Origin of the sequence: Actinoplanes missouriensis 431 (genome assembly GCF_000284295.1) — a bacterium.
Classification (GTDB): Bacteria; Actinomycetota; Actinomycetes; order Mycobacteriales; family Micromonosporaceae; genus Actinoplanes; species Actinoplanes missouriensis.
In genome coordinates, this window is sequence record NC_017093.1 from 7,075,447 (window position 1) to 7,101,513 (window position 26,067).

Consider the following 26,067-nt stretch of genomic DNA (forward strand, 5'->3'; position numbering starts at 1 on the left):
GATCAGCTCCGATCAGATCAGCTCCGGTCCGGCTCCGGGGTGCTGACCGCTTTGCGGCGGGAGCCGTTCAGCGCCGCCGGGTCGGCCGCGGCCGGCGGCCGGTCGGTGATCTCCAGCTCCTCGCGCACCGCCGCCTCGAACTGCTGCAGCACGAGCGGCACCTGGGCGAGCAGCTCACGGAAGTGGGTGCGGGGCTCGACGCCGACCACGCCGGCCGGGTTCATCTCGCTGTGCAGCCGCTCCAGCTGGAGGTGCGCGGCGAGGGCGGCCGAGCGGACCGGGCCGGAGGCCAGCAGCCGGACCGGCATCAGCGCGGGGCCGATCTCGTCGAGATAGTTCAGGACGGTCGGCGGTTTCGCACCGGCGTCGTACGCCGCGCGCAGCCGGTAGGTGGCCCGGTCGAACGCGGTCAGCAGCTGGACATAGGCGGCTCTGCGCTCGTCGTACCACCGGCGGGAGCGGCGGCGCCGGTGACGCAACGTGTTGGTGCGGGCGGCGGCGAGGTGCGTGGCCGCAGCCCCGGCGAGGGCGCAGACGACGGCAACGAGGGGAAGGCCCCACCACGGGATCTGAGACACGCGCTAACGGTATCGACCCGGTGCCCGGCCCGCTGTCAACCACACCCCTATCGGTGGCGCACCCGTGCGAGCGCCGCATCGATCGCCCGTGCCGCCTCCTCGGTGACCCGGGCCGCGCCGAGCATCGCCCCGCGCCGGGCGACCTCCGCCACCCGCCCCGCACCGAGCCGCTCCGCGGCGGCCGCCCGCGCCCGGTCCAGCCGGGCGGCCTCCGCCGGGTACACCGCGGCCCGCGGCAACGCCGCGTCCAGCAGCACCGCCGTCTCGTCCTCACCGACCCGCGCCAGCAGCACCACGAGGTTGCGCAGGGCGGCCGCCCGCAGGGTGTCGTTGCCGGCCCGCCGCCACAGCCGCAGCACGTCCCGGAACGCGGCGAGAGCCACCGCCGGGTCGCCGTGCCGGCTGCGGATCGCCACCGCCGCCGAACCCGACGCCGCCTGGAAGAGCCGGTCGTCGACCGTCCCGGCCAGCGTCTCCGCCTCGGCGAGCAGGGTCAGCGCCGCCTCCGGGTCAAGATCGCCGAGTGCCTCGCCGAGCCCGTACCGCGCCTCGGCCCGGGCACCCGGATTGCCGGTGCCGTCGGCCAGCTCGACCGCCGCGCTCGCCACCGCGACCGCCGCAGCGCCCCGGCCCGACCAGGCCAGGACCAGCGCCTCACCGGTCATGCCGGAGACCCGGGCGAGAGGCTCGCCACCCATCGCCCGGTAGTGCGTCAGCGCCGTCTCGGCGTCGCACTCGACGAGCGCGACGTCACCGAGCACCTCGTGGGCGGGCGCGCCGGGCGGATCGGCGGCGGTCGCGAGCCGGCGGGCCTCGGCCAGGTCACCGCGACCCCAGGCGTGCGTGGCCGCCGCCGCGAGGGCGTCCGCGCGGACGGCGGCGGGCACGTCCGGCGCGTCGGCCTCTACGGCCCGGCCCCACGCCAGCACCTCGTACTGCTGGCAGCGGTAGCCGTAGCGGTACATCGCCGCCGCCAGCCGGATCCGCACGGCGGCGTCCCCGCGGGCATGGGCGAGCCTCAGGTCCGGCAGGAGAGCGTCGATATCCCGTACGGCGGAAGCCTGATCGGCCCCCCGCATGCGTGCGTCGAGCTCCTCGGCCGCGGCGGCCATCGCCGTCGCGTGCCGCTGCAGCGTGCCGCTGAACTCGGCGGCGGCGTGCCGCACCGGTCCCGCCGCCAGCCCGGCGCCCGCCTGCTCCAGCGCGTAGGCCCGCACGGTCTCCAGCAGCCGGAACCGGCCGGCGCCGTGCCGCACCACCAGCGACCGGTCCACCAGACCGGCCAGCAGCCCGGCGATCCGGCTACGGGGCAGCCATTCGTCCGCGGTCACCGCCTCCGCCGCCGCCACGGTGAACCCACCGGCGAACACCGAGAGCCGCCGCAGCAGCCTCGCCGACGCGTCGTCGAGCAGCGCGAACGACCACTCCACCACGGCCCGCAACGTGCGATGCCGCGGATCAGCGCCCCGGCGGCCCCGGTCCAGCAGGTCCAGCCGGTCGTCCAGCCGGGCCACCAGCTCGTCCACCCCGAGCGCGCCGGCCTGCACCGCCGCCAGCTCGATGGCGAGCGGCATCAGATCCAGCCGCTCCACGATCTCCCCCACGGCGCCCGACGACGGCACCCGGGCCCGCTCACAGAACAGCCGCCCGGCCGCCTCCGGACTCAGCGGCCCCAGCCGCAGCACGCGCTCGCCGTCCGCCCGCAGACTCTCCTGACTGGTCACCACCACGCGCACCCCGCGCAGCGCCTCGGCCAGTTCGGCCGCGACCTCGAGCACGTGCTCGCAGTTGTCCAGCACCACCACCGGATGCCGGGCCGCCGCCTCCGCGATCACCGCGAGCGGCACATCGTGCGGCGCCATCCGGGCGCCCACACCGACCGCGACGGCGTGCAGGAAATCCGCCTCCCGCACGTCGGCGGCATCCACCCAGGCCACGCCGGGCCGCGCCCGCACGGTCTCCGCGACCAGCCGCGTCTTGCCCACCCCACCCGGCCCGACGACGCTGACCAGACCCGGGTCCGGCTCGTCGAGGAGTAGCTCCAGCTGCCGCCGCTCACTCTCCCGGCCGAGAAAGGACGAATACCGCAGCGGTACGCGTAATGCCAGGTCCCGTGCCACCGGCGCCGGAGGCGGCGGCGGCCGGTCACGCAGCAGGGACTGCTGCGCGCCGCGGACCCGCTCGGACGGGTCCAGCCCGAGCCGCTCGATCACCGCGTCACAGTGCCGGCGCAGCGTGTCCAGAGCCTCGCCGCGGCAACCGGCGGCGGCGAGGGCGGTGGCCATCTCGACGGCGCCGTCCTCCCAGCAGGGGTCGGCGTCGGCGGCCTCCCGCAGCCGGTCGGCGGCGAGCGTGGGGTCGAGGGTGCGGACGTGCCGGATCAGGGCGTGCCGATAGAGGGTGGTCAGGCGGGCGGCGATGCCGCGGAACGGCTCACCCGGGAATTCCGGCAGCGGAACGCCCCGCCACAGCGAGACCGCCTCCGCGTCGGCTCCCGATCCGTTACCGCCCAGCTTGTTACCGCCCGGCCCGTTACCGCCTGCTCCGTTACCGCCCGGCCCGTTACCGCCTGCTCCGTTACCGCCCGCGCGGAGGAGGGACTCGAAGCGGAGGGCGTCGACGGTCTCGCGGGGGACGTGCAGGCAGTAGCCGGCCGGCTCGTGGGTGATCAGCGTGGGCGTACCGAGCCGGGCCCGCAGACGCGCCACATGCGACTGCAGCGTGTTACGCGCCGAGCGGGGCGGATCCTCCGGCCAGAGCGCGTCGATCAGCTCGGACACCCCGACGGGCTGCCCGGCCCGCAGCGCCAGCAACGCCAGCACCGCACGCTGCGACGCACCGGCCACCGAGATCAGACCATCGTCGCCCTCCACCTCGAAGGGACCCAGCACCCGGACGAACACGCCCCCGACCGTAGGCCGTCCCACCACACTCAGCGCAAGCCACAAAGACCCCCAACGCTGAAATCCGACTCTCCGCTCACACCGACGGGTAGCGCAGGCAGGCAAGTCCCGGGCGGCGTGGCAAAGCCGCGAACCGAGCTGTCGGAGACGGGCCGCCGCGAGACGGGCCGCTGCGGGACGGGTGGGAGACGGGGCGGGCTACTCGTACCCTCGGTGCAGGTGGTAGAAGCGCCAGAAATCGTTTTCGATGTCGAGCACCATGGGATCCGGGAAACCCGCCTCCCGCGCCCACTCCATCAGGGTCGGCGCGCGCAGGATCGTGCCGTTGGCGAGGACCGGGTTCTCGGCTCGGGTGGCGGGCAGGCAGTGCAGGACGCTGAACGCGTACTGCAACCGTTCCACCTCGCCGGCCGGGGCGGTGAACTCGTCGGCGACCCGCTCATCGGCGATGAGGACGCTGCCGCCGGGACGGAGCAGGCCGCAGGCGTTGCGCAGCACCCCCACCGGGTCGCCCATGTCGTGCAGCGCCTCGAAGATGGTGATCAGGTCGTAGTTGCCGGTCACCGACGCGGCGTCGGCGACGGTGAAGCTGACCCGGTCGGCGACGCCCGCCGCCGCGGCGACCGAGCGGGCCACCGTGATGGAGTGTTCGTCGAGGTCGGCGCCGCGTACGGTGATCGACGGGTAGGCCCGGGCCAGCGCCACCGAGGAGTACCCCATCCCGCAGCCGAGGTCGAGCACCCGGGCGCCCGGAGCCGCGTCCCGCAGACGGGATTCGATCTCCGGTACGGCCGGCAGCCACGCCGTGGTGAGCAGATGCTCGAACATCGGCCGGTTGAATCCCGCGATGCCGTGCCGGACGTGCGCGTACTCGGAGTACGGCACACCCGCGCCGGTCCGGAACGCCTCGATCACCGACGGGGTCAGCAGGGCCACCCCGACGACGAACTGGCCGGCCGCTCCCGCGTACGCGGTGCCGCCCTCGTCGATGAGCACCTCGGCAGCGCCCGGCGCCAGCGCGAAATCGGGAGTGAGGAAACCGGCTGCGGCCTGCTGTTCCAGCCATTCCCGGGCGTATCGTTCGTCGATGCCGGCGGTCTTCGCGAGTTCCGCCGGGGTGAGTGGGCCGTCCCGCAGAGCGGCGTAGAGGCCGAGTTCCCGGCCGACCTCGACGGTGCAGAGTTCCAGGGCGCCGATCATGGCGCCGAACAGGCGTTCGCCCAGTGCTTCAGCAGTCATGACCTCAGCGTGGAGAAGCCCGCGTGCAGAACGCTTGACCTCAACATGAGTTCAGCTTGCAGGGTGCTGGCATGAGAGCTGTCGTCTTCGACCGGTACGGTCCGCCCGACGTCCTGCGCTTCGCCGACCTGCCCGATCCGGAGCCGGGACCGGGCGAGGTCCTGGTCAAGGTGCGTGCCGCCGGGGTGCAGCCGTTCGACGTGGCGGTGCGGACCGGCCGGATGCCGTGGGTCCGGGCCGATTTCCCGCAGCGGATCGGTCAGGAGTACGTGGGTGTCGTGATCGCGGGTGACCTCGCCCCCGGCACGCCGGTGCTCGGCTCGACCATGCTGAACGCGGTCGCCGAGTACGTCACGGTCCCGGCCGGGAACGTCGTGGTGAAACCCGATCACCTCGACTTCCCGACGGCGGCCGGCCTGGTCGCGGCGTCGCAGACGGCGAGCGGCGCCCTGATCGAGCTCGCGGTCACCGAGGGCGACGTGCTGCTCCTGCACGCGGCGGCCGGCAGCGTCGGCACGATCGCCACCCAGCTGGCCGTCCGGGCCGGCGCCACCGTGATCGGGACCGCCAGTCCGGGTAACCACGAGTACCTGCGGGAACTTGGGGCCGTGCCGGTCCCGTACGGGATGGGCCTGATCGACGCTGTCCGTGCCACCGGGCTGACGCCGACCGTCGCTCTCGACGCGGCGGGCGGTGAGGCGATCGGCCAGTCGGTGGGGCTGGGTATCGCACCGGACCGGGTCGGCACGATCGTGGACGACAAGGCGGCCGCCGAGCACGGCGCGCGGGTGGTGCGGGCGGGCCGGTCGCCGCAGCGGCTCGCCGAGGTGGTGGCGCTGCCGGGCCTGCGGATGCCGATCCGCGCGTTCGGATGGGAGCGGGTGGCCGAGGCGCACGCGGTGGTGGAGTCCCGGCACGGCCGCGGCAAGGTGGTGGTGACCGTTGACCAGGGCTGACCATTGACCAGAGTCGACCATTGGCCAGGAGGATCATCCGGTTGCGGGCAGGTTGAGCACGTTGCAGGTGGGGAGCACGCGCTCAGCGCCCGGCGGCGCACGTCGAATCGCCGGGCATGAGCCTGCTGAACCGCCTCCTCGATCACGGTCCCGCCCCGATCCTCGCCGCCGCGGTGATGGCGGCCGGCATCGCCGTCGCGGCGCCACACGCGGCGGCGCCGGCCAAGCCGGTGATGATCCCGGCCAGCGCCGCCCAGCAGGCTCCGGGCACACCGCTCACCGCAGGTAAGTGAGCCCGTCCAGCATCGCGGAACCGGTCTCCACCACGGCCTTCACGGTGTGTGTGCCGCTCTCCGGCCACATCCGGGTCCAGACCGCCTGCCGGTACCTCGCGCTCGCCGACCGCAGATCCACCACTCCCTGATCGCGTCCGTCGAGATACATCCGGACGCGGCCCGAGGTGGCGGTGCGCCCGGCCACGAGTGCGGCGGATCGGCCGGTGACCGTCCAGGTCAGGGCCGCGCCCGGGTTCGCCGATACGGCAGCTTCGCTGCCGAGGTGGCCGGCGTCGCGCAGGGTGCGCCAGGTTCCGGTCCGCTGGGCGCCGGCTTCCGGCACGACGGCGAGGGTACGGGTGACCGAAGCGCTCGTGGTGTTCCCGGCCCGGTCGGCCGCCGTGACGGTCCACGCCCCGGCCTCACCGAGAGTGGCCGCCGCGTCGAAACTCTCCGTGTCCGGCCCCAGAACCCCCCGCCCGGTGCCGGTGACCCGCACCGCCCGTAGCCCGTTGTCGTCGGCGGCGGCCCAGCTGAGCCGCACCGGCACGCCGTTCCCGGTCAGCGAACCGGTCCGCAGGGACACCTGCGGCTCGGTCGTGAACTGCGGCGGCGCCGGGTCGGCGAGGATCCGCGCGCTGGTGATCGCGGTACGCCCGGACAGGTGCACGCCCTTGACCGCGACCGTGTGCTCGCCGGCCGGCAGCTGGAGCCGGGACAGCCGGTTCCCGGAGGGCGCGGCGGCGAAGAGCCGGCCGTCCAGCCACACCTCGAAGCGGTCCATCATCCGGCTGGGCGTGGAGAGCGTCCAGAGCGGCCGCACCAGCCCGCGGGTGTAGAACTTCCCGGCGTACGCGCTGGCGCCGCCGAGTTCCTGGTAGCGCAGCCCGATCGGGGCGCCTCCGGCGAGCGTGCGGATCGACGGGAGCTGGGCGTACAGGCCGTTGCCGGGGCACTCGGTGGATCCGGCGTCGCGGTGCCCGGAGACCCGGTTGAGGATCGCGGTCCGGCCCGCCGGGTACTTGTTGCTGCCACCGGAGACGTAGGAGACCCGGCCTGCCGGTGGGCTCCCCCAGGCGCCGAGCTTGTACGCGGCGACCTGCGCCACCGAGGCCCGCGCCGCGGACGGGACGCCGGTGGCGCGGAAGTCGCCGATCACGGCGATCGCGCTGGCGTTGTTGTTGAAGCCGAGGGTGTGCGCGCCGAGCACGGACCGGTGCACCCCGCCGCGGCGTCCCTCGAAGATGCTGCCGCACTTGTCGACCAGGAAGTTGTAGCCGATGTCGTTCCAGCCCTTACTCCGCACCTGGTACGCCTCGATGCCCCGGACGATGCTCGCCGACTGCCCGCAGGTGTAGCCGTTGCCGCTCGCGGTGTGGTGCACGAAGACGACCTCGATACCGCCGGTGTACGAGGGCGTGCCCTTGACGATCGCCTCGTTGGCGCCCCAGCCGGCCCGGGTGACGATCCTCGGCACGGGCCGGGGCGGCAGCTTCGGGTTCCGCGCGCCGGTCTGCACGGCGGCTCTCTCCAGCACCTGCTCCCGCATGTCCGGCTCCTGCGCCGGCGTGTCCGGGTTGATCAGGTCCACCCGCAGGCCGTCCGGGAGCCGTCTGCCGGCCATCCGCGCCTGCACCCCGTCGGACGGGCCGACCCAGAGCGGATCGCTGGCCCCCCGCGATCCCTCGGTCCCGCCGGACGCGTCCGGGTTGTCGGTCTCGAGGAGCTGCCAGGGGGTCCACCTGTCCGTTCCCGCGGTGCGGGTCCGCACCTCGATCCGGCCGTCACCGGCCGCCCGGGGATCCGCCCATGTCACCCCGACCAGGCTGAACGGTTCGGTGCGGCGGGGCGGTAGTTCCGCGTACCCCCGATGTGGGGTCTGCCCGGTGGTGCGGCTCGCCAGGCGCAGGCCCCCGGTCATCGGGAACGTCTGCAGCACCGGGCCGTCCCGGTCACTCCGCGCGGGCACCGGCCCTGAGACGGTCAGCCCTGAGACGGTCAGCCCCGATATGGCCAGGGCCATTGCCGGGGTGACGGCGACGATGGCCGTGAGCAGACGAAGAACGGGCCGGTTGCGGCGCATGGAGACTCCCCCGGCCACCGGCGGAAGGGGTCGTTTCGGGATGTGCCGGTGACCTTGTGCCACCTTGCCGGTGCGCCGAGTGACACGTGGGGAGTTCTGTGAAAAAAGTTCGGAATTTTACCCCGGTGGTGGGTCAGTTCGCCAACCAGATCGCGGCGTTCAGCGCCGTCGCGTAGGTGACCCAGAGCCAGTACGGCAGCAGCAGCCCGGCCGCGACCTTCGAGACCGGCCGGAACTTCCAGACCGTCACCCCGATCAGCACCCAGAGCACCGCGATGTCGATCAGGGCCAGGCCGTACTGCCCCGCGCCGAAGAAGACCGGCGTCCAGAGCGCGTTCAGCACGAGCTGCGCCGCGTACCAGTTCAGCGCGGGCGACCAGCCGGTCCGGCGCCACACGAGCCAGCCGCTCACCGCGATCATCGCGTACAGAACGGTCCAGACGGGGCCGAACACCGAGGACGGCGGAGCCCACGACGGGCGGTCGAGGCTCTGGTACTCACCGGAGGTGCCGGCCACACCGAGGCCACCGATCAGGGCGGCCACCGCCACGGCCGCGCCGAAACCGGCCAGGGCGAGCCAGGGGGAGACGTGCCGTCCGGAGCGCATCACGTGACTGCTCATGCCGGGGAGATACCCGCGATCACCCCATCGAACCACTTGTTTACCGCTCCTCGACGCGGGGGTAAGCGGACGCCGCCCCCATTCCCCCACATCGAGGAGCAATCATGTCGATCCAGGGACTTTTCTACATCATCGCCGTCATCCTTCTGGTTCTGGCGGCGCTGCCGATCGCCACGCGCGGCGTCAGCCTCGCGCTCCTCGGTGCGGCGTTCGCCCTGCTCGGGTACTCCTGGGACACCATCACCGCCGGCTAACGGGTGCGCTTGTAGACGAGGACCTGCCAGGGGTCCAGGGTCAGGTCGGCCGGCGTGCCGGGCAGATTGTTGAGCAGCAGCTCGGCCGCCGACCAGGCCTGCGCGTCGTCGATCTCGGCCCGCACCCGCTCACCGGAGAAGTTGCCGATCACCAGGAGCTCGGTGCCGCCGAGGGCACGGGTGAACGCGTACAGGCGCTCGTCGTTCGGCAGCAGCATGGTGAAGTCGCCGTCCGCCACGACCGGTTCGGTCTTCCGCAGCTCGATCAGCCTGCGGTACCAGTGGAACACCGAGCCGGGGTCGGCCTGCGCGGCTGCGGCGTTGATCTCCCGATGGTTCGGGTTGACGGCCAGCCACGGCGTACCGGTGGTGAAGCCGGCGTGCGGCGAGTCGTCCCACTGCATCGGGGTACGCGCGTTGTCCCGTCCCCGCGCGCGCAGCACCGTCAGCACCTCCTCCGGGCTGCGGCCCTCCATGTCGAGCGCCTGCCGGTAGTGGCCGAGCGCCTCGATGTCGCGGAAGTCCTCGATCCCGGTGAACGGGTAGTTCGTCATGCCGAGCTCTTCGCCCTGGTAGACGTAGGGCGTGCCGCGGTGCAGGTGGAGCACCGCGCCGAGCATCTTGGCCGAGGCGACCCGGAACTCCGGGCTGTCGTCGCCGTACCGGGAGACCGCGCGTGGCTGGTCATGGTTGTTCCAGTAGAGGCTGTTCCAGCCCAGGTCGGCGAGCCCGGCCTGCCAGCGGCCGAAGATCGCCTTGAGGTTGGTCAGCCGCAGCGGCACCAGCAGCCACGGATCCGGCCCCCGGTCGACCCACACGTGATCGAACTGGAAGACCATGTCGACCTCGTGCCGCTCCGGGTCGGTGTGCAGGCGGGCCTGCTCCACGGTGACGCCGGGTGTCTCGGCGACGGTCAGCAGACCCTCCCGGCCGGCGAACACCTCGCGGTGCATCTCCTGGAGGAACTCGTGCAGGCGGGGGCCGCCGACGAAGGAGTCGGAGCCGTCCGCGTACGCGGCGCCGGCGCTCATCCGGCCGTCCGGCAGGGAGCCGTCCGGGCCGACGACCTTGGAGATCATGTTGATGACGTCCATCCGGAAGCCGTCCACACCCCGGTCCAGCCACCAGCGCATCATGGCGTGGACGGCCTGGCGAACCTCCGGGTTCTCCCAGTTCAGGTCGGGCTGCTTCTTCGAGAAGAGGTGCAGGTAGTACTCGCCGGTCGTCTCGTCGTACTCCCAGGCCGGGCCGCCGAAAACGGATCCCCAGTTGGTCGGCTCCGCGCCGGGTGTGCCCGGCTCCATGCCGGGACGGGCGGGCCGCCACCAGTACCAGTCCCGCTTCGGACTGTCCTTGGACGACCGGCTCTCCTGGAACCACTGGTGCTCGTCCGAGCTGTGGTTCACCACCAGGTCCATGATCAGTTTGATGCCCCGGGCGTGCGCGCCGGCCAGCAGCTCGTCGAAGGTGTCCAGGTCACCGAAGAGCGGCTCGATGTCCTGGTAGTCGCTGATGTCGTACCCGTTGTCGTCCTGCGGCGACGGGTAGATCGGTGACAGCCAGAGCACGCCGACGCCGAGGTCGGCCAGGTAGTCCAGGTGGTCGATGATGCCCCGCAGGTCACCCATGCCGTCGCCGTCGGAATCCGCGAAACTCCGCGGATAGACCTGGTAGACGACCGCCTTCTTCCACCAGTCACTCTTCGCCACCGATTCGCTCATGGCTCTTCTCTAACACGAGAACGCTCTCCATACCGGCGAGGCATACTGATGACGTGGTTATGACCGTAGAAGGCGGTTTGTCGTGAGAATTGCCATGCTCGGGCCGATCGCCTGGCGCACGCCACCGCTGCACTACGGCCCGTGGGAGCTGATCACCAGCCTGCTCACCGAGGGCCTCACCACCCGAGGCGTGGACGTCACCCTCTTCGCCACCCTCGACTCGGTCACGAAGGCCACCCTCGACGGCGTGGTCCCGACCGGGTACGAGGAGAGCGACCAGATCGACGGCCGGGTGTGGGAGGCGATCCACGTCAGTCACGCGCTGGCCCGGTCCGGCGAGTTCGACCTGATCCACAATCACCTGGACTGGCTGCCGCTGGCGTTCGCGGCGCACTGCCGGGTCCCGCTGCTCACCACGATCCACGGATTCTCCGGGCCCAACATCCTTCCGGCGTACCGGCGGGCCCAGGCGCGCCGGGAGAATCCGGCGCACTTCGTCTCCATCTCCGACAGCGACCGCTCTCCCGATCTGGAATACCTGGGGACCGTGCATCACGGCGTCGACCTGAGCGGATTGCCGTTCCATCCGGACGGCGGCCGGGATCTCATCCTCTTCGGCCGGATCCATCCCGACAAAGGAACCGATATCGCCATCGAGATCGCCCGGCGCGCCGGACGGCGACTGGTCATGTGCGGAATCGTGCAGGACCGCGATTACTTCACCGAAAGCGTGGGGCCCCTGATCGACGGTGAGCGGGTCGTCTATCTCGGTTCGGTGGGCCCGGACGAGCGGGGCACGATCCTCGGTTCCGGTGCGGCGCTGCTGCATCCGATCCGGTTCGCCGAGCCGTTCGGCCTCTCGGTGGTGGAGTCGATGGCGTGCGGCACGCCCGTCATCGCGTACCGGAAAGGCTCCATGCCCGAGGTTGTCGACGAGGGTGTCACGGGATGGCTGGTGGAGACGGTGGACGAGGCGGTGGACGCGGTGGGCCGAATCGCGGAGATCGATCGGGCGGGGTGCTCGGCGCGGGCACGGCAGCGGTTCTCGGCCGAGCGGATGGTCGAGGAGTACCTGGCGATTTACCGAAAAATCGTCAGCTGAATACCAGACTCTTGTTAACGTCGCAATGTGAATTGCGCGTTAAACGGGCCCTTTTCCTTGCGGTTGGTGCCGGGGTTGTTGTCGGCCCAGTCGGTGCCCGCGCGCTGAGTCCGTGCTGCGGGGAGGCAGCCGGCCGAGGAGAAAGGCCTGTCATGCCCGCGACATACGGGTTTCTGAGCACATATCCCCCCACGCAATGCGGTTTGGCGACATTCAATGCGGCACTCGCGACCCATCTCGTCGCGGAGCCGAACTCCGGTTCGGGCTCGGGCTCCGGCTCCGGCGTCGTGCGGCTGCTCGCCGGCGACGACACCAGTGGCGGAATCGCGCTCGACCGGTCCGCCCCCCGCGTCGTGCACACCTGGCACACCGACCGGCCCGGCGGATGGGTGGCCGCCGCCACCGCCCTGAACCGGTTCGACGTGGCGATCATCCAGCACGAGTACGGGATCTACCCCGGTGACGCCGGCGCGGAGATCCTGCCCGTGCTGCGCGCGCTGCGAATCCCGGCGATCGTCGTCCTGCACACCGTGCTGACCCAGCCGGACCAGCTGCAACGGACGGTGCTCGAGGAGATCGCCGGCACCGCCGACGCGGTGGTGACCATGACCGACACCGCACGCACCCGGCTGGTCGGCCGGTACGACGTGGACGCCCGCAAGGTGACGGTGATCCCGCACGGCGCGGCCAGCCACCACGCCGTCACCCCGGGGAGCACCGGCGACGAGCGGCCGCACCTGCTCACCTGGGGGCTGCTCGGACCCGGCAAGGGCATCGAGTGGGCGATCCGGGCGCTCGCCTTCCTCGACGACATCGAGCCCCGGCCGATCTACACGGTGGCCGGGCGTACCCATCCGAAGGTCCTCGAACAGCAGGGCGACCAGTACCGGGATTCGCTCCGGGCCCTCGCCGAGGAACGCGGCGTCGCCGACTGTGTGCGCTGGTCCGACGTCTACCTGAAACCCGACGACCTGTCCCGGCTGATCTGCTCGGCCGATGCGGTCGTGCTGCCCTACGACTCCACCGAGCAGGTCACCTCCGGGGTGCTCATCGAGGCGGTGGCGGCCGGGATCCCGGTGGTGGCGACGGAGTTCCCGCACGCGGTCGAACTGCTCGCGGACGGGCCGGGTCTGCTCGTACCCCATCAGGACCCGGAGGCGATGGCCATGGCCATCCGGCGGGTTCTGGCCGAGCCGGGCCTGCCCGGCAGGCTCACCGGCCTGGCCGGCGGCCCGACGCTGCGCTGGCCCGCGGTGGCCGCCCGGTACCAGGCGCTCGCCGCCCGCCTGCTCGCCGATCGGCGGCCCCGCGCCGCCGGGCCGATCGCAGCGAGTTCTCTCAAGACCGGACCGGTCTCGGCCGGGACGATCTCCGCATGAGTGTGGCGTTGCGGCTGCTCCCGCCGCCCATTCAACTGCGTGACGTGCCCGAACCCCGATGGGACCACCTGTTCCGGCTCTCCGACGACACCGGCCTGCTCGAACACGCCCGTAACGCGATACCCCGGCGTGAGCACGGCTACTGCGTGGACGACGTGTCGCGCGGCCTGCTGGTGGCCGCGCGCGAACCCCGGCCGACACCGGAACTGACCCGGCTGGCCGAGCGGTACCTGACGTTCCTGACCCACGCTCAGAGCTCGACCGCCCAGAGCCTGACCGCCCAGAGCCTGACCGACCAGAGCCTGACCGACCGGAGCCTGACCGACCGGGGTGTCGCCGGCGGTTTTCGCAACCGGATGAGCTACGACCGCCGATGGCAGGACGAGCCGTCGCTGGGCGACTGGTGGGGCCGGGCCCTCTGGGGACTCGGCACCGCGGCGGCCCGGGCCCGCAGCCCGTGGCTGCGGCGGGAGGCGGCGAACGCGTTCCGTCACGGCGTGCGCTGCCGGTCACCCTGGTCGCGGGCGATGGCGTTCGCCGGGCTCGGCGCCGCCGAGGTGCTGCGCGCCGATCCGCACGACCGGGAGGCCGCCCAGCTGCTCGGCGACGCGGCCACGGTGATCGGACTGCCCGGATCCGACCCGGACTGGGTCTGGCCGGAGCGGAAGCTGACGTACGCGAACCCGGCCCTCGCCGAGGTGGTGATCGCCGCCGGGGACCTTCTCGGGGACGAGGGGCTGCTCACCGACGGTCTGCGGATGCTGGCCTGGCTCTGCCGGGTGCAGGAGCATCGCGGTCACCTCTCCCCCGTCCCGGTCTGCGGCTGGACCGCCGGCGAGCCCCGGAACCGGCTCACAGCGCACTCCCTCGACGACGGCACGGCGGCCTCCGGGGTGCTCGATCAGCAGCCGGTCGAGGTGGCCGCCACCGCCGACGCCTGCGCCACCGCCGCGGCGGTCACCGGCGACGAGCGCTGGGACGCCCCGCTGTTCCAGGCGATCGCCTGGTTCCTCGGCGACAACGACACCGGAACGGTGATGTGGGACAGCGAGACTTGTGGTTGTTATGACGGATTGACGGTTGATGGTCCTAATCTGAACCAAGGAGCCGAATCAACCCTCGCGCTCGTCTCCACGCTGCAGCATGCCCGCAGGCTGACGAGCCGGAGCGCGACCCGACCGTCAGGCGGCCTAGCGTGACCGCAACCGTGAATACGCAAGACATCACCCGTCACAACATCACCATGGCGCCGGACGGCCGCCGCGTGGTGATCAAGCTGTTCGTCCCCGGCGAGGACGCGCACGCCACCCACAACCGCACGTCATGCCTGATCGAGCGCGTGCTGCAACTCGACGAGAGCGACATCAACACGTTGCTGGACGACGTGCTGAACCGCTTCTCCGGGCGGCACCACGACATCCTCGCCACGTTCCAGCACCACTACGAGGTCGTGCAGCACCGCGTCCCGGCGGAGATCGAGTTGTCGCCGGCGGCACGGACGCTGATCGGGGCGTACTTCAGCCACGAGTTTTCGGTGGAGGCCGCGGCCCTCTGCAACCCGTCGATCGTCCCGCACCCCGACCAGTCCGACCTCGCACCCGGTGAGATGCGGGCGGCCCTCAGCCTCCGGCAGATCGGCGAGGGACACATCTCGTCCATCGGCTTCTGCAGCGTGATCCTCGGGCCGGGGGCGGCGATCCGGCTGGAGGAGCGGGACGGCCCGCTCGCAATCGGCCAGCGGGTCGGCGCCAAACACATGAAGCACCAGCTCTTCGCGGCGCTCGGCGACGAGGACATCGACAACGAGGCCTCCGCGTACGTGCTCGGCGCGCTCCCGGACCGATTCGACGACCAGGTGTTCGAGGACATCCTCAGTCACCTGCCCGCCGAGATCCTGGCCCGGCCGACCACCCCGATGACGCTGGACCTGATCCGGCGGATCGTGATGGACGACTACGCCGTCACGTTCCCGGCGACGATGCCGCTGCACCAGCGGGTGCTGTGGCCGGCCACCCCGAGCGAGAGCCGGGGCATGGAGGACGCCCGGTTCGTCCAGGTGGTCGACCCGGACGGGCGTCCCGCGTACCAGGCGACCTACACCGCGTACGACGGTTTCAACATCTCCGGGCGGGTGATCTACACCCGGGACCTGCGGCATTTCGAGGTCACCACACTGCACGGCCCGGCCGCCCGGAACAAGGGCATGGCGCTGTTCCCGCGGTACATCAACGGCAAGAAGATGGCACTCTGCCGCTCCGACGGCGAGACCCTCGGCCTGGCCGTCCGCGACGAGAAGCACCGCTGGCAGCCGGCCGGCCCGCTCCTCGTCCCGCACCGCGGCTGGGATCTGATCCAGGTCGGCAACTGCGGCTCACCGATCGAGACCGAGGCGGGATGGCTGGTGCTCACGCACGGCGTCGGGCCGATGCGGCGGTACGCGATCGGCGCCATGCTGCTCGACCTGGAGGACCCGTCACGCGTGCTCGCGGACCTGCCGCAGGGCCTGATCGACCCGGACGAGATCGAACGGGAAGGGTACGTGCCGAACGTGCTCTACTCCTGTGGCGGGCTCGTCCACGACGGGCGGTTCTGGATGCCGTACGCGTCGAGTGACGTGCGGATCGCGTTCGCCAGCCTGCCGCTCGACCGGCTCCTGCACCGCATGGTCCCGGTCAGCTGAATGGTCCCGGTCAGCTGAATGGTCCCGGTCAGCTGACCTCGTCGTTGCCGGGGGCTTGTCTCACCCCGGCACCGTCCCCGCCACCACCCAGATGGTGAGGACGGCCAGGAACGTGCCACTCGCCCCGGCCGCGTCGACGCACGCGAGCCATTCGTCGCGCAGGCCGGGCGGGGTGGCCCAGCTCTCCTCCGGCACCCGCGGATTGACCATCGGCAGCACCACGGCGGCCGACTCGGGGCTGGTGAAGAGGCATGTCACAGGCGTCGCGGTGATGCCGGTGAGGCCGTTCGCCACGAGACGGCGCCGCAGCGTACGCCCCATGTCGTGCTGTTTCGGGGTGAAGTGGCCCCGGACGTGGGCCATCACCACCTCGCCGAGACCCGACGGCATCCCGTCGAAGGCGAGCGACGACCAGTCCGTGTCGATCAGGCAGATCCGCCCGCCGGGACGGGTCACCCGGATCAGCTCGCCGATCGCCTGCTCGGCGCTGTCGACATGCTGCAGGACCCGCTCGCACCACACGCCGTCGAAACCGTCCGCCGGCAGGTCCATGGCGCAGACGTCGCCGGTCACGTAGCGCACCGCGCTGCCGTCGTGCCGGGAGACAGCGGCCGCGGTGATCGACGCGGAGTGGTCGAGGGCGACCACCTCACCCGCCGGCTGCGTCTCGACGGCCAGGTGACGAGCGACCTCACCCTCGCCGGAACCCGCGTCCAGCAGCCGCTGGCCGGGCTGCGGGCTCAGTGCCTCGAACGCGACGCGGCGAACCCGCCGGATCTCGGGATGGCGGCCCATTTCGGTCAGCGCATCCAGCAGCATCGCGGACATCGAGGCCGGCAAGCCGTCGATGTCGGCGAACGGGGTCCGTTCCTTCTGAGCGGGTTCCATAGGTTCGATTGAACATCGCCGGGGTGCCCGATCGGGCGTCCTCGTCATCCATCCGACAGGGCCGGACCTGCCATTTCGCTAGATCCTCGGGCCGTTCCGCTCGATCCTCGAGGCGGCCGTGTGCGCCATCCGTACATCATCGTGCCGGAGAATCCGATACACCCTGAGTAGTGGGGCGTGCATCACACGTAACGGCGAAGATCATGTGCAACAGGACGGCAACGGATGTGAAAAACTTCCGGACATGATCGAGCGGGTTAAGTTCGGGCTGGTCGGCTACGGCACCGGCGGACGGGTGTTCCACGCGCCTCTGATCGCCTCGGCGCAGAACATCGACTTCGTCGGCGTGGTGACCACCTCGGAGGAGCGCCGGGCGCAGATCGCCGAGCAGCTCCCGGGCGTTTCGGCGTACGACTCCATCGCCGCGCTGGCCGCCGACGGCGTCCAGGCCGTAGCGATCTCCACCCCGGCCGCGACCCACGCCGACCTGGCCGCCGAGGCGATCGCGGCAGGCCTCGCCGTGGTCGTCGACAAGCCGTTCGCCCTGGACGCGGCCGCGGCCCGCAAGGTCGTCACGTCCGCCGAGGAAGCCGGCGTGCTCCTCACCGTCTACCAGAACCGGCGCTGGGACTCCGACCTGCTCACCATCCGCCGCCTGATCGAGAACGGCTCGCTCGGCGAGATCCGCCGCTTCGAGTCGCGGATGGAGCGCTGGGCGCCGGACCGCGAGCCGCCCGCGGCCGGCGGCGGCACCCTGCTCGACTTCGGCTCGCACCTGGTGGACCAGGCGCTGCAACTGCACGGCCCGGCCACCCGGGTGTACGCCGAGATGCGCGGCGAGCCCCGCGACGACGACTTCTTCGTGGCGCTGCACCACGCGAACGGCGTCGAGTCCCACCTCTGGGGCAGCTGGCGGCAGGCCGGACCCGGCCCGCGCTTCCGGGTGACAGGCACAGCCGGCACGTTCATCTCGCCCGACCTGGATTACCAGGAGACCCTGCTGAAGGCCGGCAAGTCCCCGGCGAAGCTCGGCGACCGCTGGGGCGTCGAGCCGGAGCACCGCTGGGGCCACCTGTTCCGCGGCGCGACAGGCGCGCCGGTGGAGAGCGCCCGGGGCCGCTGGGACACGTTCTACCCGGCGGTGGCCGCGGCGGTCCTCGGCGAGGGCCCGCTCCCGGTCGACCCGTGGGATTCGGTCCGCGCCATGGAGGTCCTCGACGCGGCCCGCCAGAGCGCCGTGACGGGCACAGCGGTGGCGCTCTAGCCCTGCCCGCTCCAGCCCTACCCCGCTCCAGCCCTACCCGGTGGGGACGAGGGGTCACGTTGTCGTGGTGGCACCCGCCCATACCTCGATATGACGTGAGCCAGCGGCTGCCGGGCTGCGAGCCGTAGCTCACGCAGGCCGCACGGGCACATGACCTGCCTCGGCTACGGCCGGGGCCGGCGCAATGCCACTCAGCCTAAGTTGATCTCCGGGTCGGGGTGAACGGACAGGGCGGCCCACGGTGGGCTCGCGCGTGGGTGGCGGCCCACGGTGGGCTCGCACGGGGGTGGCGGCCCACGATGGGCTCGCGCGGGGGTGGCGGCCCACGGTGGGCTCGCACGTGGGTGGCGGCCCACGGTGGGCTCGCACGCAGGTGACGGCGCACCGAAGTCCACGCCTGCCATGATGGGGTCGCACGGAAGCGGTTCGTGTGCTCGCATCCCTGCCCTGGCGTTGATGGATCGCCACACAGGCGTTGTGTGTGGCCTCGTCCCCGCGGCACCGACGCTGTGTGTGGCCTCATCCACGCCGCCGGCCAACGCTGAGGCCGCAGCGCCTCGGGCCGGGCCCGCGACCGGTCGATGCGACGGTCTAAGTGGCATTGAGGGGCGGCGAGCCGCAGCTCCGACATGTGATCACGCGCGTTTTCCTGCGCCGGCTACGGCTCGGCCCGGCTGCTACTGGATCTCGAGCGACACTCGGCGATCTGGGCAAGCGGCCGAGCCGGGCAAGCGGCCGGGCCGCTGTAGGGGCGTGCGGTGGCTGTGCGGGTCAGCGGGGGCGCACCGAGTCGTCGAGGACCCGGGCTGTTGCCAGCGAGTCCGGGAACCCCTCCGGCTCGAGGGTGAGGCCGTCCGGCACCCAGCTCAGCTCCCTGCTGTCATTTTCGGTCATGGCGGAGAGTACGGCGTTCGGGTCCAAGCCCGCCTCCTGCAGGGCACGGATCTCACGGACGTTGATGCCTGCGGGTAGCGGGCCGTTGCCGAGGTCGGTGCCGTAACGGACGCTCCCGCCGTACTCGATGAAGCGCCGCAGGTTGACGACGGCGATCTCGCGCGCCGGGTCGGGGTCTCCCCACCCGTGGATGTCGAGCGTGCTGATCCAGCGCATGCGGGCGGCGCAATCGCGCACGAGAGTGTCGCCGAGTAGCTCTGACCAGGGCGTATGCGCCAGCATGTCGGCTCCGGCGGCCAGGGCGGCGGCTACCGTTCCGGCGCCCTCGGCGTGTACGACGACCTCGAGCCCGGACGCGTGCGCGGCCTCGACCAGCGCCCGCATCGTCTCCGGGGGCAGCATCGGGCCGCCGGCGTGCGCGGTCACCTTGATCAGGCCGGCGCCGGACGACTGCGCTTCGGCAACGGCGAGCGCCGCGTCCGCCGGTGAGGTGATCTCCCGCCAGCTGCCGGCGGGGGCCCATGGGCGGTCGCTCGGATAGCCGCCTGGAGCGATCAGAAACGGTCCGGCGTAGCGAATCCGCGGCAGCGGGGACCCCGGCTGCCGGGCCCGTGCCGCGAGATCTTGCACATCCGTGGGTACGCCACCCAGGTCCCAGACCGACCCGATGCCACCGGCACGGACCGTGGTGAGGTCGACAAGCGCCGAGTGCACGTGCGCGTCGACCAGGGCGGGGAGGAGCGTTCCGGGGAAGCGGCGCGTTCCGGCCAGGGGCGCGAGTTCGGCCGGCACCGGCTTGATCGCTCCGTTCTCGGCGATGCGCAGCGCGACACCCTTCCGCAGCCGGCCGCCCCACCAGATCGAGTCGGCCACCAGCCAGCGCACCACCGGCGTCCCGTCACCCGCCGTGGAACAGGCACTGCGCAGAGCAGCGGCAGCACAGCCACCACCGGACGCCCCGCCGCAGCACCCACCGGACGCCTCAGCACCAGCGCCGGCCTCACCAGCAGCAGCGGCCTCGGGAGCAGCGCCCGTCATCGGTGCTTCTCCAGCAGGTCGCGCAGGACCGACAAGCCCTGGTGGACCTCGGTGAAGCTGGTGCTCAGCGGCGCCGGGCCGATCCGCAAGCCGTCCGGCCTGCGGTAGTCCGGGATCACCCCGCTGTCCCAGAGTGGCTCCAGGAACTGCTCGAACCCGGGCCGCCGCAACGTCACGTGCCCGCCGCGCCGCTCCGGATCACGGGGGCTGACCACCTCGACACCGCGACCGGCGAGCACGGTGTCCGCGAGCATCGTGTCCGCGATGTCCAGCACGTAGCCGGTGAGCAGCAGCGACTTGGCGCGGACCGCCTCGATGCCGGCCTCGGCGAGCATGTCAAGGTTCGCGTGGAGCGGGACCATCGCGAGGATCGGCGGGGTGCCGCTGAGCAGGGCCCGTACGCCGGGGGCCGGCTCGTGGCCGTGCCCCATCTCGAAGGCCGCGCGGTGCCCCATCCAGCCGGTGATCGGCTGGCGCAGCTCGTCCTGCAACTCCCGGCGCAGGTAGGCGAAGGCGGGCGCGCCGGGACCGCCGTTGAGGTACTTGTACGTGCAGCCGACCGCGAGGTCCACGCCCCACTCGTCGAGCGAGACCGGGACCGAGCCGGCCGAATGGCAGAGGTCCCACATGGTCAGCGCGCCGGCCTCGTGCGCGATCCGGTTGATCGCGGGGATGTCGGCGAGCCAGCCGGACCGGTACGCGACGTGGCTGAACAGCACGAGTGCGGTCCGCTCGTCGACCACCTCGGCGACCTGCTCCGGATGCACGCCGGTGGCCGGGTCCGTGGAGATCCAGACCAGTTCGAGGCCACGTTCGGCGGCGATGCCCTCCAGGACGTACCTGTCGGTGGGGAAGTTGTCGGTGTCGAGCACGACCCGGTTGCGGCCCGGGCGGGCGTCGACGGCGGCCCGCGCCAGCTTGTAGATCAGCACCGTGGTCGAGTCGGCGATCACGGTCTGCCCGGCCGCCGCGCCCAAGGCGATCGCCCCGAGGCGGTCGCCGAGGGTGAGCGGCCAGTCCAGCCAGCCGTCGGTCCAGCCGCGGATGAGCCGGCCGCCCCACTGCTCCCGGATGAACTCGTCCATCAGCCGGGCGGTCGCCTCCAGGGGCCGGCCCAGCGAGTTGCCGTCCAGGTAGGAGAGCAGGTCAGAGGCGGGCGCGGTGAGGAAGCGGTCCCGGAACGGCGCGAGCGGGTCGGCCGCGTCCAGGGCCGCGGCACGGGAGAGGAGGTCGCTCAACGGGGGGCTCCAAAGCAGTCAAAAAGGGACGGCAAGACTCGGGAAGGGACGGCAAACTCAGGAAGGGACGGCGATCTCGGTACGGACGGCGTAAAGCTCAGGGAAGAATGTCAAATCGAGAGCCGCCTTCAGGAACGAGACCCCGCTCGAACCACCGGTGCCGCGTTTGAAGCCGATCGTCCGTTCCACCGTCTTGAGGTGCCGGAACCGCCAGAACTGGAAGTTCTCCTCCAGGTCGACGAGCTCCTCGCAGGCCTCGTAGACGTCCCAGTTCTGCTCCGCCCGCTCGTAGATCTCCCGGAAGACCGGCAGCAGCGTGGGCTGGTAGTCCCAGGCCTCGGTGACGTCGCGCTGCAGGATCTCGGCCGGCACCGGGTGGCCGCGCCGCGCCAGGAAGTGCAGGAACTCGTCGTAGACGCTGGGCGTCGCGAGCGCGTCCTCGAGCAGGGCCCGCGCCTCCGGCTGGTCGTCGAAGATCTTCAGCATCCGGCGGTCCTTGTTGCCGAGCAGGAACTCGATCGCCCGGTACTGGTACGACTGGAAGCCCGACGACGTGCCGAGGAAGCTGCGGAACTCGGCGTACTCACTCGGGGTGAGGGTCGCCAGCACCGACCACTGCTCGGTGAGGGTGCGCTGGATGTGCTTGACCCGAGCCAGCCCCTTGAGCGCCGGGCGCAGCTCGTCCTTGGCCAGCTGCTGCTGCACGGCGCGCAGCTCGTGGATGACCAGTTTCAGCCAGAGCTCGGACGTCTGGTGCTGGATGATGAAGAGCAGCTCGTCGTGGTGCCCGGGGACGCTGACCAGGTTCTGCGCTGTGAGGATGGCATCCAGGCGCAGGTACTCCCCGTACGAGAGGTTGACCTTGAAGTCCTGGACGATTCCGTCCTCGAGCGGCCTCTGAGCCGGCATGGTGCTCTCCTTCCCTACCCCGTTGCAGGCCTGCCCCGTTGCAGGCGAGTTGATCAAGCTAGGGGACCCCAGTAAACCCACTGTCCCTCGGAGCGCACGAATCGGCTCTTCTCCTGCATCACACCGGGCTTGCCGCCCTCGCGGTAGTGGGCCCGGAACTCGACGGTCCCCTCCGCGTCGAACATGCCACCGCCGGACATGCCGAGCACTTCGAGGCGTACCCATCGAAGGTTTGGATCATCGGCAAGCTCGGCCGGATCGCTCGGGCGTGTCTCCGGGTGCCAGGTGCGGAAGACGTGGTCGGTGCGGCCCAGCGCATAGGCGCTGAAGCGCGAGCGCATCAGAGCTTCCGGGTCCGCCGCCGGCTTCCCGTCGTGGAGAGGCCCGCAACAGTGGGGGTACGGGTTACCGCCGCACGGGCACGCGGAAGGTGAGACACGCCGTTTCGCCATGCGGACCAGTCTGCCGGATCAGCCTTCGCAGCGAGTTGGCCTACCTGAGTGCTTGGCCCATCGGTCAGCCGGCTTGCTGCTCCACCACGATGCCGCTGATCACCTTCTGGCAGCGGTCCAGTTCCTCGATCAGGCCCTGCATCTCCTCGATCGCGGAAACCGCGTTCTGGGTGTCGCTGCGGATGCCGCCGACCTGGGTGCCGATCTCGCTGGTGGCGGTGGCCGTCTCGTTCGCCAGGTCCTTGACCTCGCTCGCCACCACGGCGAAGCCCCGTCCCGCCTCACCGGCCCGGGCCGCCTCGATCGTCGCGTTCAGCGCCAGCAGGTTCGTCTGCTTCGCGATCGTCGCGATCAACTGGACCACTTTGCCGATCTCGGTGCTGCTCGCCTCGAGCCGCTGGATGACCTGAACCGCGGTCTCCGCCGCACGCACCGCCGCCTGCGTCGCCACGGCCATGTCGTTGCTGACGTTAGCGAGCCGGTGCACGGAGTCGTGCTGCCGGTTCTGCGCCTGGGCCGACCAGTCGTCCTGAGCTGCCGAAGCGGGTGACGACCAGTCCTGCGCTGCCCCGTACGCGGTGTCCCCCGTCGTCCAGGCGTCGTCCTGCTGCCAGTCGGACATGTGGTGGCGGCCCCTTTCTACCGGTCGCCTCAAAACATCCCATCCCGCCCGCGGTCGGGGAGGCGTTTTGCTTGATCTGGAGCGCGCTGTGCGGGGCGATTGCAAACTGCGGCAAGTCAGCTCCGCTCGAAGCGCTTCCCGCTGTTCATTTCTTGCAATGATCTGACGTAGGATTCCGCCGTGACCAAACGTCTCGCCGAAGTGGCGAAGAAAGCGGGCGTCAGTGAGGCGACCGTCAGCCGGGTCCTCAACGGGCGCAGCGGCGTCTCCGAGGCCACCCGCACGTCGGTGCTCACCGCGCTCGACGTGCTCGGCTACGAGCGACCCACCAAGCTCCGCGGCGAACGCGCCCGTCTCGTCGGGCTGGTGCTGCCGGAACTGCAGAACCCGATCTTCCCGGCTCTGGCCGAGGTGGTCACCGGCTCGCTCGCGCAGCGCGGCTTCACCCCGGCCCTCTGCGCCCGCACGATCGGCGGCGTGCCCGAGTCCGACTACGTCGAGATGTTGCTGGACCACCAGGTCTCCGGCGTCATCTTCGCCGGCGGGTCGTACGCGCTGACCGACGCCTCGCACGAGCACTACCGCCGGCTGACCGACCGCGGACTGCCGGTCGTGCTGGTGAACGCGGGCGTCGACGAGCTGGGCTTCCCGCGGGTGTCGACGGACGACGCGGTCGCGGTCGAGCAGGCGTGGGGTCACCTGCGCTCGCTGGGTCACGAGCGGATCGGCATGGTGCTCGGTCCGGAGGGACACGTCCCGTCCCGTCGCAAGCTGGGCGCCCTGCTCAACGTGGCCGGGATCGAGGTGACGGGCGACGAACCCGCGTACGTCGAACGCTCCAGCTTCTCGATGGAGGGGGCCCGGGTGGCCGCCACCAAGCTCGTCGAGCGGGGCGTCACCGGCATCATCTGCGCCAGCGACGTGCTCGCCCTGGGCGCGATCCGGGCCGCCCGCCGGCTGGGCCGGGCCGTGCCGGCCGACGTGTCGGTGATCGGGTTCGACGACTCGGCGTTCATGACCTGCACCGATCCGCCGCTGACCACGGTCCGGCAGCCGATCGAGACGATGGGCCAGGCCGCCGTGGACATCCTGGTCAGCCAGATCGAGGAGGCGCGGGTGCTCAGCGACGAGTTGCTCTTCGAGCCCGAGCTGGTGGTCCGTGGCTCGACGGGACCGGCGCCCACTCGCTGACCGGAGTTCTCTGACCAGTCACAACAACCGTTACGGCACGACTGTGGCCGTCGACTGCTTCCAGCAGTCGGCGGCCTTTTTTCGTACCCCATCGGGCCTTTGACCCTGGGTCTCTATCGGGTCCAACTCGGCAAAACGGCTCGCTGTCGTGATCTGCCGTCCGGAAGTCGCTTCTTTGCAAAGCGCGATCGAAACCTTGCCGACATAAGTTGGCGTCGTTACAGTGACTCCACTCACTCCCGCGCCGAGGAGCCAGGCCACCGGAAGCACCCGGGCGCGGTGACGCAACACGCAGATCAAGCGATGCCCGTGGATAGAACCGTTCCCGAAGGGATGGACAGATGTCCGTACCGCAATACCGGAAGGCCCGCGAACTGGGCGGCCACAAACTGGGCGGCCGCAAACTGGGCGCCCGGCAGCTAGGAGTTGTGGCGCTCGTGGCCGGCCTGGGGCTCGGCCTCACGGCGTGCTCCACGAAGAGCGACGACGACGGGCAGGAGGCCGGCGGCAAGGTCACCATCACGGTCGACTGCCAGCCGGTCGGGGCGCAGAAGGAACTGCTGGCGAACTGGAACGCCGACGTCGCCACGTTCCAGCAGGAGAACCCCGACATCGTCATCAAGAGCGTCAGCGTCGGCGAGCAGTGCAACAACCCGCCGGACTTCACCGCCCGCCTGGCCGGCGGCACCATGACGGACGTCTTCTACGGGTACATGACCGACCTCCAGCAGGTGCTGGACTCCGGTCAGGCGATGGACATCACCGAGTTCGCGTCCAAGGACACCATCCCGACCTGGGACAGCGTGGACCCGGCCCTCAAGGAGGTCTTCACGGACGGCGGCAAGCTCTACGCCGTACCGGTGAAGAACTACTCGATGGGCCTGGTCTACAACAAGGTCCTGTTCGCCAAGGCGGGTCTGGACGTCAACAACCCGCCGAAGACCTGGCCCGAGGTGCGCGAGGCGGCCAAGAAGATCGCCGCGCTCGGCAACGGCATCGCCGGGTACTCGGAGTACAGCGCGGGCAACACCGGCGGCTGGCACTTCACCTCGCTGCTCTACTCGCAGGGCGGCCAGGTCCTCTCCGAGGACGGCAAGACGGCCGCGTTCAACACTCCGGAGGGCAAGCAGGTCCTGCAGAACCTCAAGGACATGCGGTACGGCGACAACAGCATGGGCAGCCGTCAGCTGCTCCAGTGGGCGGACCTGCTGACCAACGCCGCGGCCGGCAAGGTCGGCATGTTCATCGGCGCGCCGGACTCCACGCAGGCGATCGTCAGCCAGTTCCAGGGCAAGTTCGAGGACTGGGCGATGGCGCCGCTGCCCGGCCAGGCCGGCCCCGCGAAGGGCACGCTCGGCGGTGGCGAGGGCTACTTCTTCAAGAAGGGCCTCACGCCGGAGCAGGTCAAGGCGGGTCTCAAGTGGGTCGCCTACCAGAAGCTGACGGTCGGCAAGGGCCAGCTCGACTACGTGCGGGCGAAGCCGCAGAACTACCCGGTCGGCCTGCCGCAGCCGCTGCTCTTCGCGAACGGCACCGAGGCGCAGAAGCAGGAGCTGGAACTCCGCAAGGCGAACGCCAACGTGGACACCGCGAACTACGCCCTCTTCGAGGCGACGCCGGTCCCGATCAAGGGTGAGCCGCGGAACGCACAGGCCGTCTACGCGGTGCTCGACTCGGCGATGTCCGGTGTCCTGACCGACCCGAAGGCGAACATCGACGCGCTGCTCAAGACCGCCGAGGAGAAGGTCAACCAGCTGCAGGCCGCCGGCAGCTGATGGC

At 71.1% G+C, this 26,067-nt stretch carries 22 protein-coding genes; 10 read left to right on the plus strand and 12 right to left on the minus strand.

Annotated features, from left to right (window positions below):
* Positions 1 to 17: 17 nt before the first annotated feature.
* The 3 genes from AMIS_RS32350 to AMIS_RS32360 form a co-directional block, all read right to left on the minus strand.
* Entirely contained in the window at positions 18 to 578 is a 561-nt protein-coding gene (locus AMIS_RS32350) for a hypothetical protein (RefSeq protein ID WP_014446673.1), read from the minus strand.
* Between the two features lie 47 nt (positions 579 to 625).
* The gene (locus tag AMIS_RS32355) at positions 626 to 3,481 is read right to left on the minus strand and encodes an AfsR/SARP family transcriptional regulator (RefSeq protein WP_014446674.1); all 2,856 of its coding nucleotides are present in this window, start codon (positions 3,479 to 3,481) and stop codon (positions 626 to 628) included.
* A gap of 198 nt (positions 3,482 to 3,679) precedes the next feature.
* Complete coding sequence (locus AMIS_RS32360) at positions 3,680 to 4,720, minus strand: class I SAM-dependent methyltransferase (RefSeq protein WP_014446675.1); 1,041 nt, start codon at positions 4,718 to 4,720, stop codon at positions 3,680 to 3,682.
* Positions 4,721 to 4,791: 71 nt separating this feature from the next.
* On the opposite strand from AMIS_RS32360, the gene AMIS_RS32365 reads away from it, so the two are divergent.
* Together AMIS_RS32365 and AMIS_RS43050 are read left to right on the plus strand one after the other, a co-directional pair.
* Complete coding sequence (locus tag AMIS_RS32365) at positions 4,792 to 5,676, plus strand: NADP-dependent oxidoreductase (RefSeq protein ID WP_014446676.1); 885 nt, start codon at positions 4,792 to 4,794, stop codon at positions 5,674 to 5,676.
* Positions 5,677 to 5,792: 116 nt separating this feature from the next.
* Positions 5,793 to 5,969, plus strand: coding sequence for a hypothetical protein (locus AMIS_RS43050; protein WP_014446677.1), 177 nt, complete (start codon positions 5,793 to 5,795; stop codon positions 5,967 to 5,969).
* On the opposite strand, the gene AMIS_RS32370 is transcribed toward AMIS_RS43050, so the two are convergent.
* Together AMIS_RS32370 and AMIS_RS32375 are read right to left on the minus strand one after the other, a co-directional pair.
* Positions 5,953 to 8,034, minus strand: coding sequence for a peptidoglycan recognition protein family protein (locus AMIS_RS32370; protein ID WP_014446678.1), 2,082 nt, complete (start codon positions 8,032 to 8,034; stop codon positions 5,953 to 5,955). The two genes, AMIS_RS43050 and AMIS_RS32370, sit on opposite strands and share 17 nt — an antisense overlap.
* Positions 8,035 to 8,167: 133 nt before the next feature.
* Positions 8,168 to 8,656 carry a TspO/MBR family protein gene (locus AMIS_RS32375; protein WP_014446679.1) on the minus strand — a complete coding sequence of 163 codons (489 nt, stop codon included), beginning with the start codon at positions 8,654 to 8,656 and terminating at the stop codon, positions 8,168 to 8,170.
* 104 nt (positions 8,657 to 8,760) lie between these two features.
* Between AMIS_RS32375 and AMIS_RS43495 the strand changes: the two genes are divergently transcribed.
* On the plus strand, positions 8,761 to 8,910 hold the full coding sequence (locus AMIS_RS43495; RefSeq protein WP_014446680.1) for a hypothetical protein: 150 nt from the start codon (positions 8,761 to 8,763) through the stop codon (positions 8,908 to 8,910).
* Here AMIS_RS43495 and AMIS_RS32380 read toward each other — a convergent pair.
* Positions 8,907 to 10,631, minus strand: a complete 1,725-nt coding sequence (locus AMIS_RS32380) for an alpha-glucosidase (RefSeq protein WP_014446681.1) — start codon at positions 10,629 to 10,631, stop codon at positions 8,907 to 8,909. The genes AMIS_RS43495 and AMIS_RS32380 overlap by 4 nt on opposite strands.
* A gap of 82 nt (positions 10,632 to 10,713) precedes the next feature.
* Between AMIS_RS32380 and AMIS_RS32385 the strand changes: the two genes are divergently transcribed.
* The 4 genes from AMIS_RS32385 (at position 10,714) to AMIS_RS32400 (ending at position 15,792) form a co-directional block, all read left to right on the plus strand.
* Positions 10,714 to 11,733, plus strand: coding sequence for a glycosyltransferase family 4 protein (locus AMIS_RS32385; RefSeq protein WP_157435149.1), 1,020 nt, complete (start codon positions 10,714 to 10,716; stop codon positions 11,731 to 11,733).
* A gap of 152 nt (positions 11,734 to 11,885) precedes the next feature.
* On the plus strand, positions 11,886 to 13,112 hold the full coding sequence (locus AMIS_RS32390) for a glycosyltransferase (protein ID WP_014446683.1): 1,227 nt from the start codon (positions 11,886 to 11,888) through the stop codon (positions 13,110 to 13,112).
* Complete coding sequence (locus AMIS_RS32395; protein ID WP_014446684.1) at positions 13,109 to 14,311, plus strand: hypothetical protein; 1,203 nt, start codon at positions 13,109 to 13,111, stop codon at positions 14,309 to 14,311. The genes AMIS_RS32390 and AMIS_RS32395 overlap by 4 nt, the downstream gene beginning before the upstream one ends.
* 44 nt (positions 14,312 to 14,355) lie before the next feature.
* Positions 14,356 to 15,792: a glycoside hydrolase family 130 protein gene (locus tag AMIS_RS32400; RefSeq protein ID WP_386933391.1), complete on the plus strand. Its 1,437-nt coding sequence runs from the start codon at positions 14,356 to 14,358 to the stop codon at positions 15,790 to 15,792.
* Positions 15,793 to 15,852: 60 nt separating this feature from the next.
* Here AMIS_RS32400 and AMIS_RS32405 read toward each other — a convergent pair whose 3' ends face one another.
* Positions 15,853 to 16,680 carry a methyltransferase domain-containing protein gene (locus tag AMIS_RS32405; RefSeq protein WP_014446686.1) on the minus strand — a complete coding sequence of 276 codons (828 nt, stop codon included), beginning with the start codon at positions 16,678 to 16,680 and terminating at the stop codon, positions 15,853 to 15,855.
* 244 nt (positions 16,681 to 16,924) lie between these two features.
* Here AMIS_RS32405 and AMIS_RS32410 point away from each other — a divergent pair, with 244 nt between their 5' ends.
* The gene (locus AMIS_RS32410; RefSeq protein ID WP_014446687.1) at positions 16,925 to 17,944 is read left to right on the plus strand and encodes a Gfo/Idh/MocA family protein; all 1,020 of its coding nucleotides are present in this window, start codon (positions 16,925 to 16,927) and stop codon (positions 17,942 to 17,944) included.
* Between the two features lie 771 nt (positions 17,945 to 18,715).
* On the opposite strand, the gene AMIS_RS32415 is transcribed toward AMIS_RS32410, so the two are convergent.
* From AMIS_RS32415 to AMIS_RS44755, 5 genes are all read right to left on the minus strand, one after another.
* On the minus strand, positions 18,716 to 19,876 hold the full coding sequence (locus tag AMIS_RS32415) for an amidohydrolase family protein (RefSeq protein ID WP_157435150.1): 1,161 nt from the start codon (positions 19,874 to 19,876) through the stop codon (positions 18,716 to 18,718).
* Positions 19,873 to 21,114, minus strand: coding sequence for a kynureninase (kynU, locus tag AMIS_RS32420; protein ID WP_014446689.1), 1,242 nt, complete (start codon positions 21,112 to 21,114; stop codon positions 19,873 to 19,875). Before kynU ends, AMIS_RS32415 begins: the two co-directional genes overlap by 4 nt.
* 57 nt (positions 21,115 to 21,171) lie before the next feature.
* Positions 21,172 to 22,023, minus strand: coding sequence for a tryptophan 2,3-dioxygenase (locus AMIS_RS32425; protein ID WP_014446690.1), 852 nt, complete (start codon positions 22,021 to 22,023; stop codon positions 21,172 to 21,174).
* A gap of 53 nt (positions 22,024 to 22,076) precedes the next feature.
* Positions 22,077 to 22,367 (minus strand): YchJ family protein, encoded by a 291-nt coding sequence (locus AMIS_RS32430; protein WP_407921891.1) that lies wholly within the window; start codon positions 22,365 to 22,367, stop codon positions 22,077 to 22,079.
* A 172-nt stretch (positions 22,368 to 22,539) separates the two neighbouring features.
* The gene (locus AMIS_RS44755) at positions 22,540 to 23,097 is read right to left on the minus strand and encodes a methyl-accepting chemotaxis protein (RefSeq protein WP_014446692.1); all 558 of its coding nucleotides are present in this window, start codon (positions 23,095 to 23,097) and stop codon (positions 22,540 to 22,542) included.
* 180 nt (positions 23,098 to 23,277) lie between these two features.
* On the opposite strand from AMIS_RS44755, the gene AMIS_RS32440 reads away from it, so the two are divergent.
* Both AMIS_RS32440 and AMIS_RS32445 read left to right on the plus strand, forming a co-directional pair.
* Positions 23,278 to 24,288, plus strand: coding sequence for a LacI family DNA-binding transcriptional regulator (locus tag AMIS_RS32440; protein ID WP_014446693.1), 1,011 nt, complete (start codon positions 23,278 to 23,280; stop codon positions 24,286 to 24,288).
* Positions 24,289 to 24,629: 341 nt separating this feature from the next.
* Positions 24,630 to 26,063 carry an ABC transporter substrate-binding protein gene (locus AMIS_RS32445; protein WP_014446694.1) on the plus strand — a complete coding sequence of 478 codons (1,434 nt, stop codon included), beginning with the start codon at positions 24,630 to 24,632 and terminating at the stop codon, positions 26,061 to 26,063.
* Positions 26,064 to 26,067: the final 4 nt, after the last annotated feature.

Excerpts from the sequence above, each read along its gene's own strand:
- AMIS_RS32360 (WP_014446675.1), bottom strand. The coding sequence starts at position 4,720 with ATGACTGCTGAAGCACTGGGCGAACGCCTGTTCGGCGCCATGATCGGC.
- AMIS_RS32365 (WP_014446676.1), top strand. The coding sequence starts at position 4,792 with ATGAGAGCTGTCGTCTTCGACCGGTACGGTCCGCCCGACGTCCTGCGC.
- AMIS_RS43050 (WP_014446677.1), top strand. The coding sequence starts at position 5,793 with ATGAGCCTGCTGAACCGCCTCCTCGATCACGGTCCCGCCCCGATCCTC.
- AMIS_RS32370 (WP_014446678.1), bottom strand. The coding sequence starts at position 8,034 with ATGCGCCGCAACCGGCCCGTTCTTCGTCTGCTCACGGCCATCGTCGCC.
- AMIS_RS32375 (WP_014446679.1), bottom strand. The coding sequence starts at position 8,656 with ATGAGCAGTCACGTGATGCGCTCCGGACGGCACGTCTCCCCCTGGCTC.
- AMIS_RS43495 (WP_014446680.1), top strand. The coding sequence starts at position 8,761 with ATGTCGATCCAGGGACTTTTCTACATCATCGCCGTCATCCTTCTGGTT.
- AMIS_RS32380 (WP_014446681.1), bottom strand. The coding sequence starts at position 10,631 with ATGAGCGAATCGGTGGCGAAGAGTGACTGGTGGAAGAAGGCGGTCGTC.
- AMIS_RS32390 (WP_014446683.1), top strand. The coding sequence starts at position 11,886 with ATGCCCGCGACATACGGGTTTCTGAGCACATATCCCCCCACGCAATGC.
- AMIS_RS32395 (WP_014446684.1), top strand. The coding sequence starts at position 13,109 with ATGAGTGTGGCGTTGCGGCTGCTCCCGCCGCCCATTCAACTGCGTGAC.
- AMIS_RS32400 (WP_386933391.1), top strand. The coding sequence starts at position 14,356 with ATGGCGCCGGACGGCCGCCGCGTGGTGATCAAGCTGTTCGTCCCCGGC.
- AMIS_RS32405 (WP_014446686.1), bottom strand. The coding sequence starts at position 16,680 with ATGGAACCCGCTCAGAAGGAACGGACCCCGTTCGCCGACATCGACGGC.
- AMIS_RS32410 (WP_014446687.1), top strand. The coding sequence starts at position 16,925 with ATGATCGAGCGGGTTAAGTTCGGGCTGGTCGGCTACGGCACCGGCGGA.
- AMIS_RS32415 (WP_157435150.1), bottom strand. The coding sequence starts at position 19,876 with ATGACGGGCGCTGCTCCCGAGGCCGCTGCTGCTGGTGAGGCCGGCGCT.
- AMIS_RS32425 (WP_014446690.1), bottom strand. The coding sequence starts at position 22,023 with ATGCCGGCTCAGAGGCCGCTCGAGGACGGAATCGTCCAGGACTTCAAG.
- AMIS_RS44755 (WP_014446692.1), bottom strand. The coding sequence starts at position 23,097 with ATGTCCGACTGGCAGCAGGACGACGCCTGGACGACGGGGGACACCGCG.
- AMIS_RS32445 (WP_014446694.1), top strand. The coding sequence starts at position 24,630 with ATGTCCGTACCGCAATACCGGAAGGCCCGCGAACTGGGCGGCCACAAA.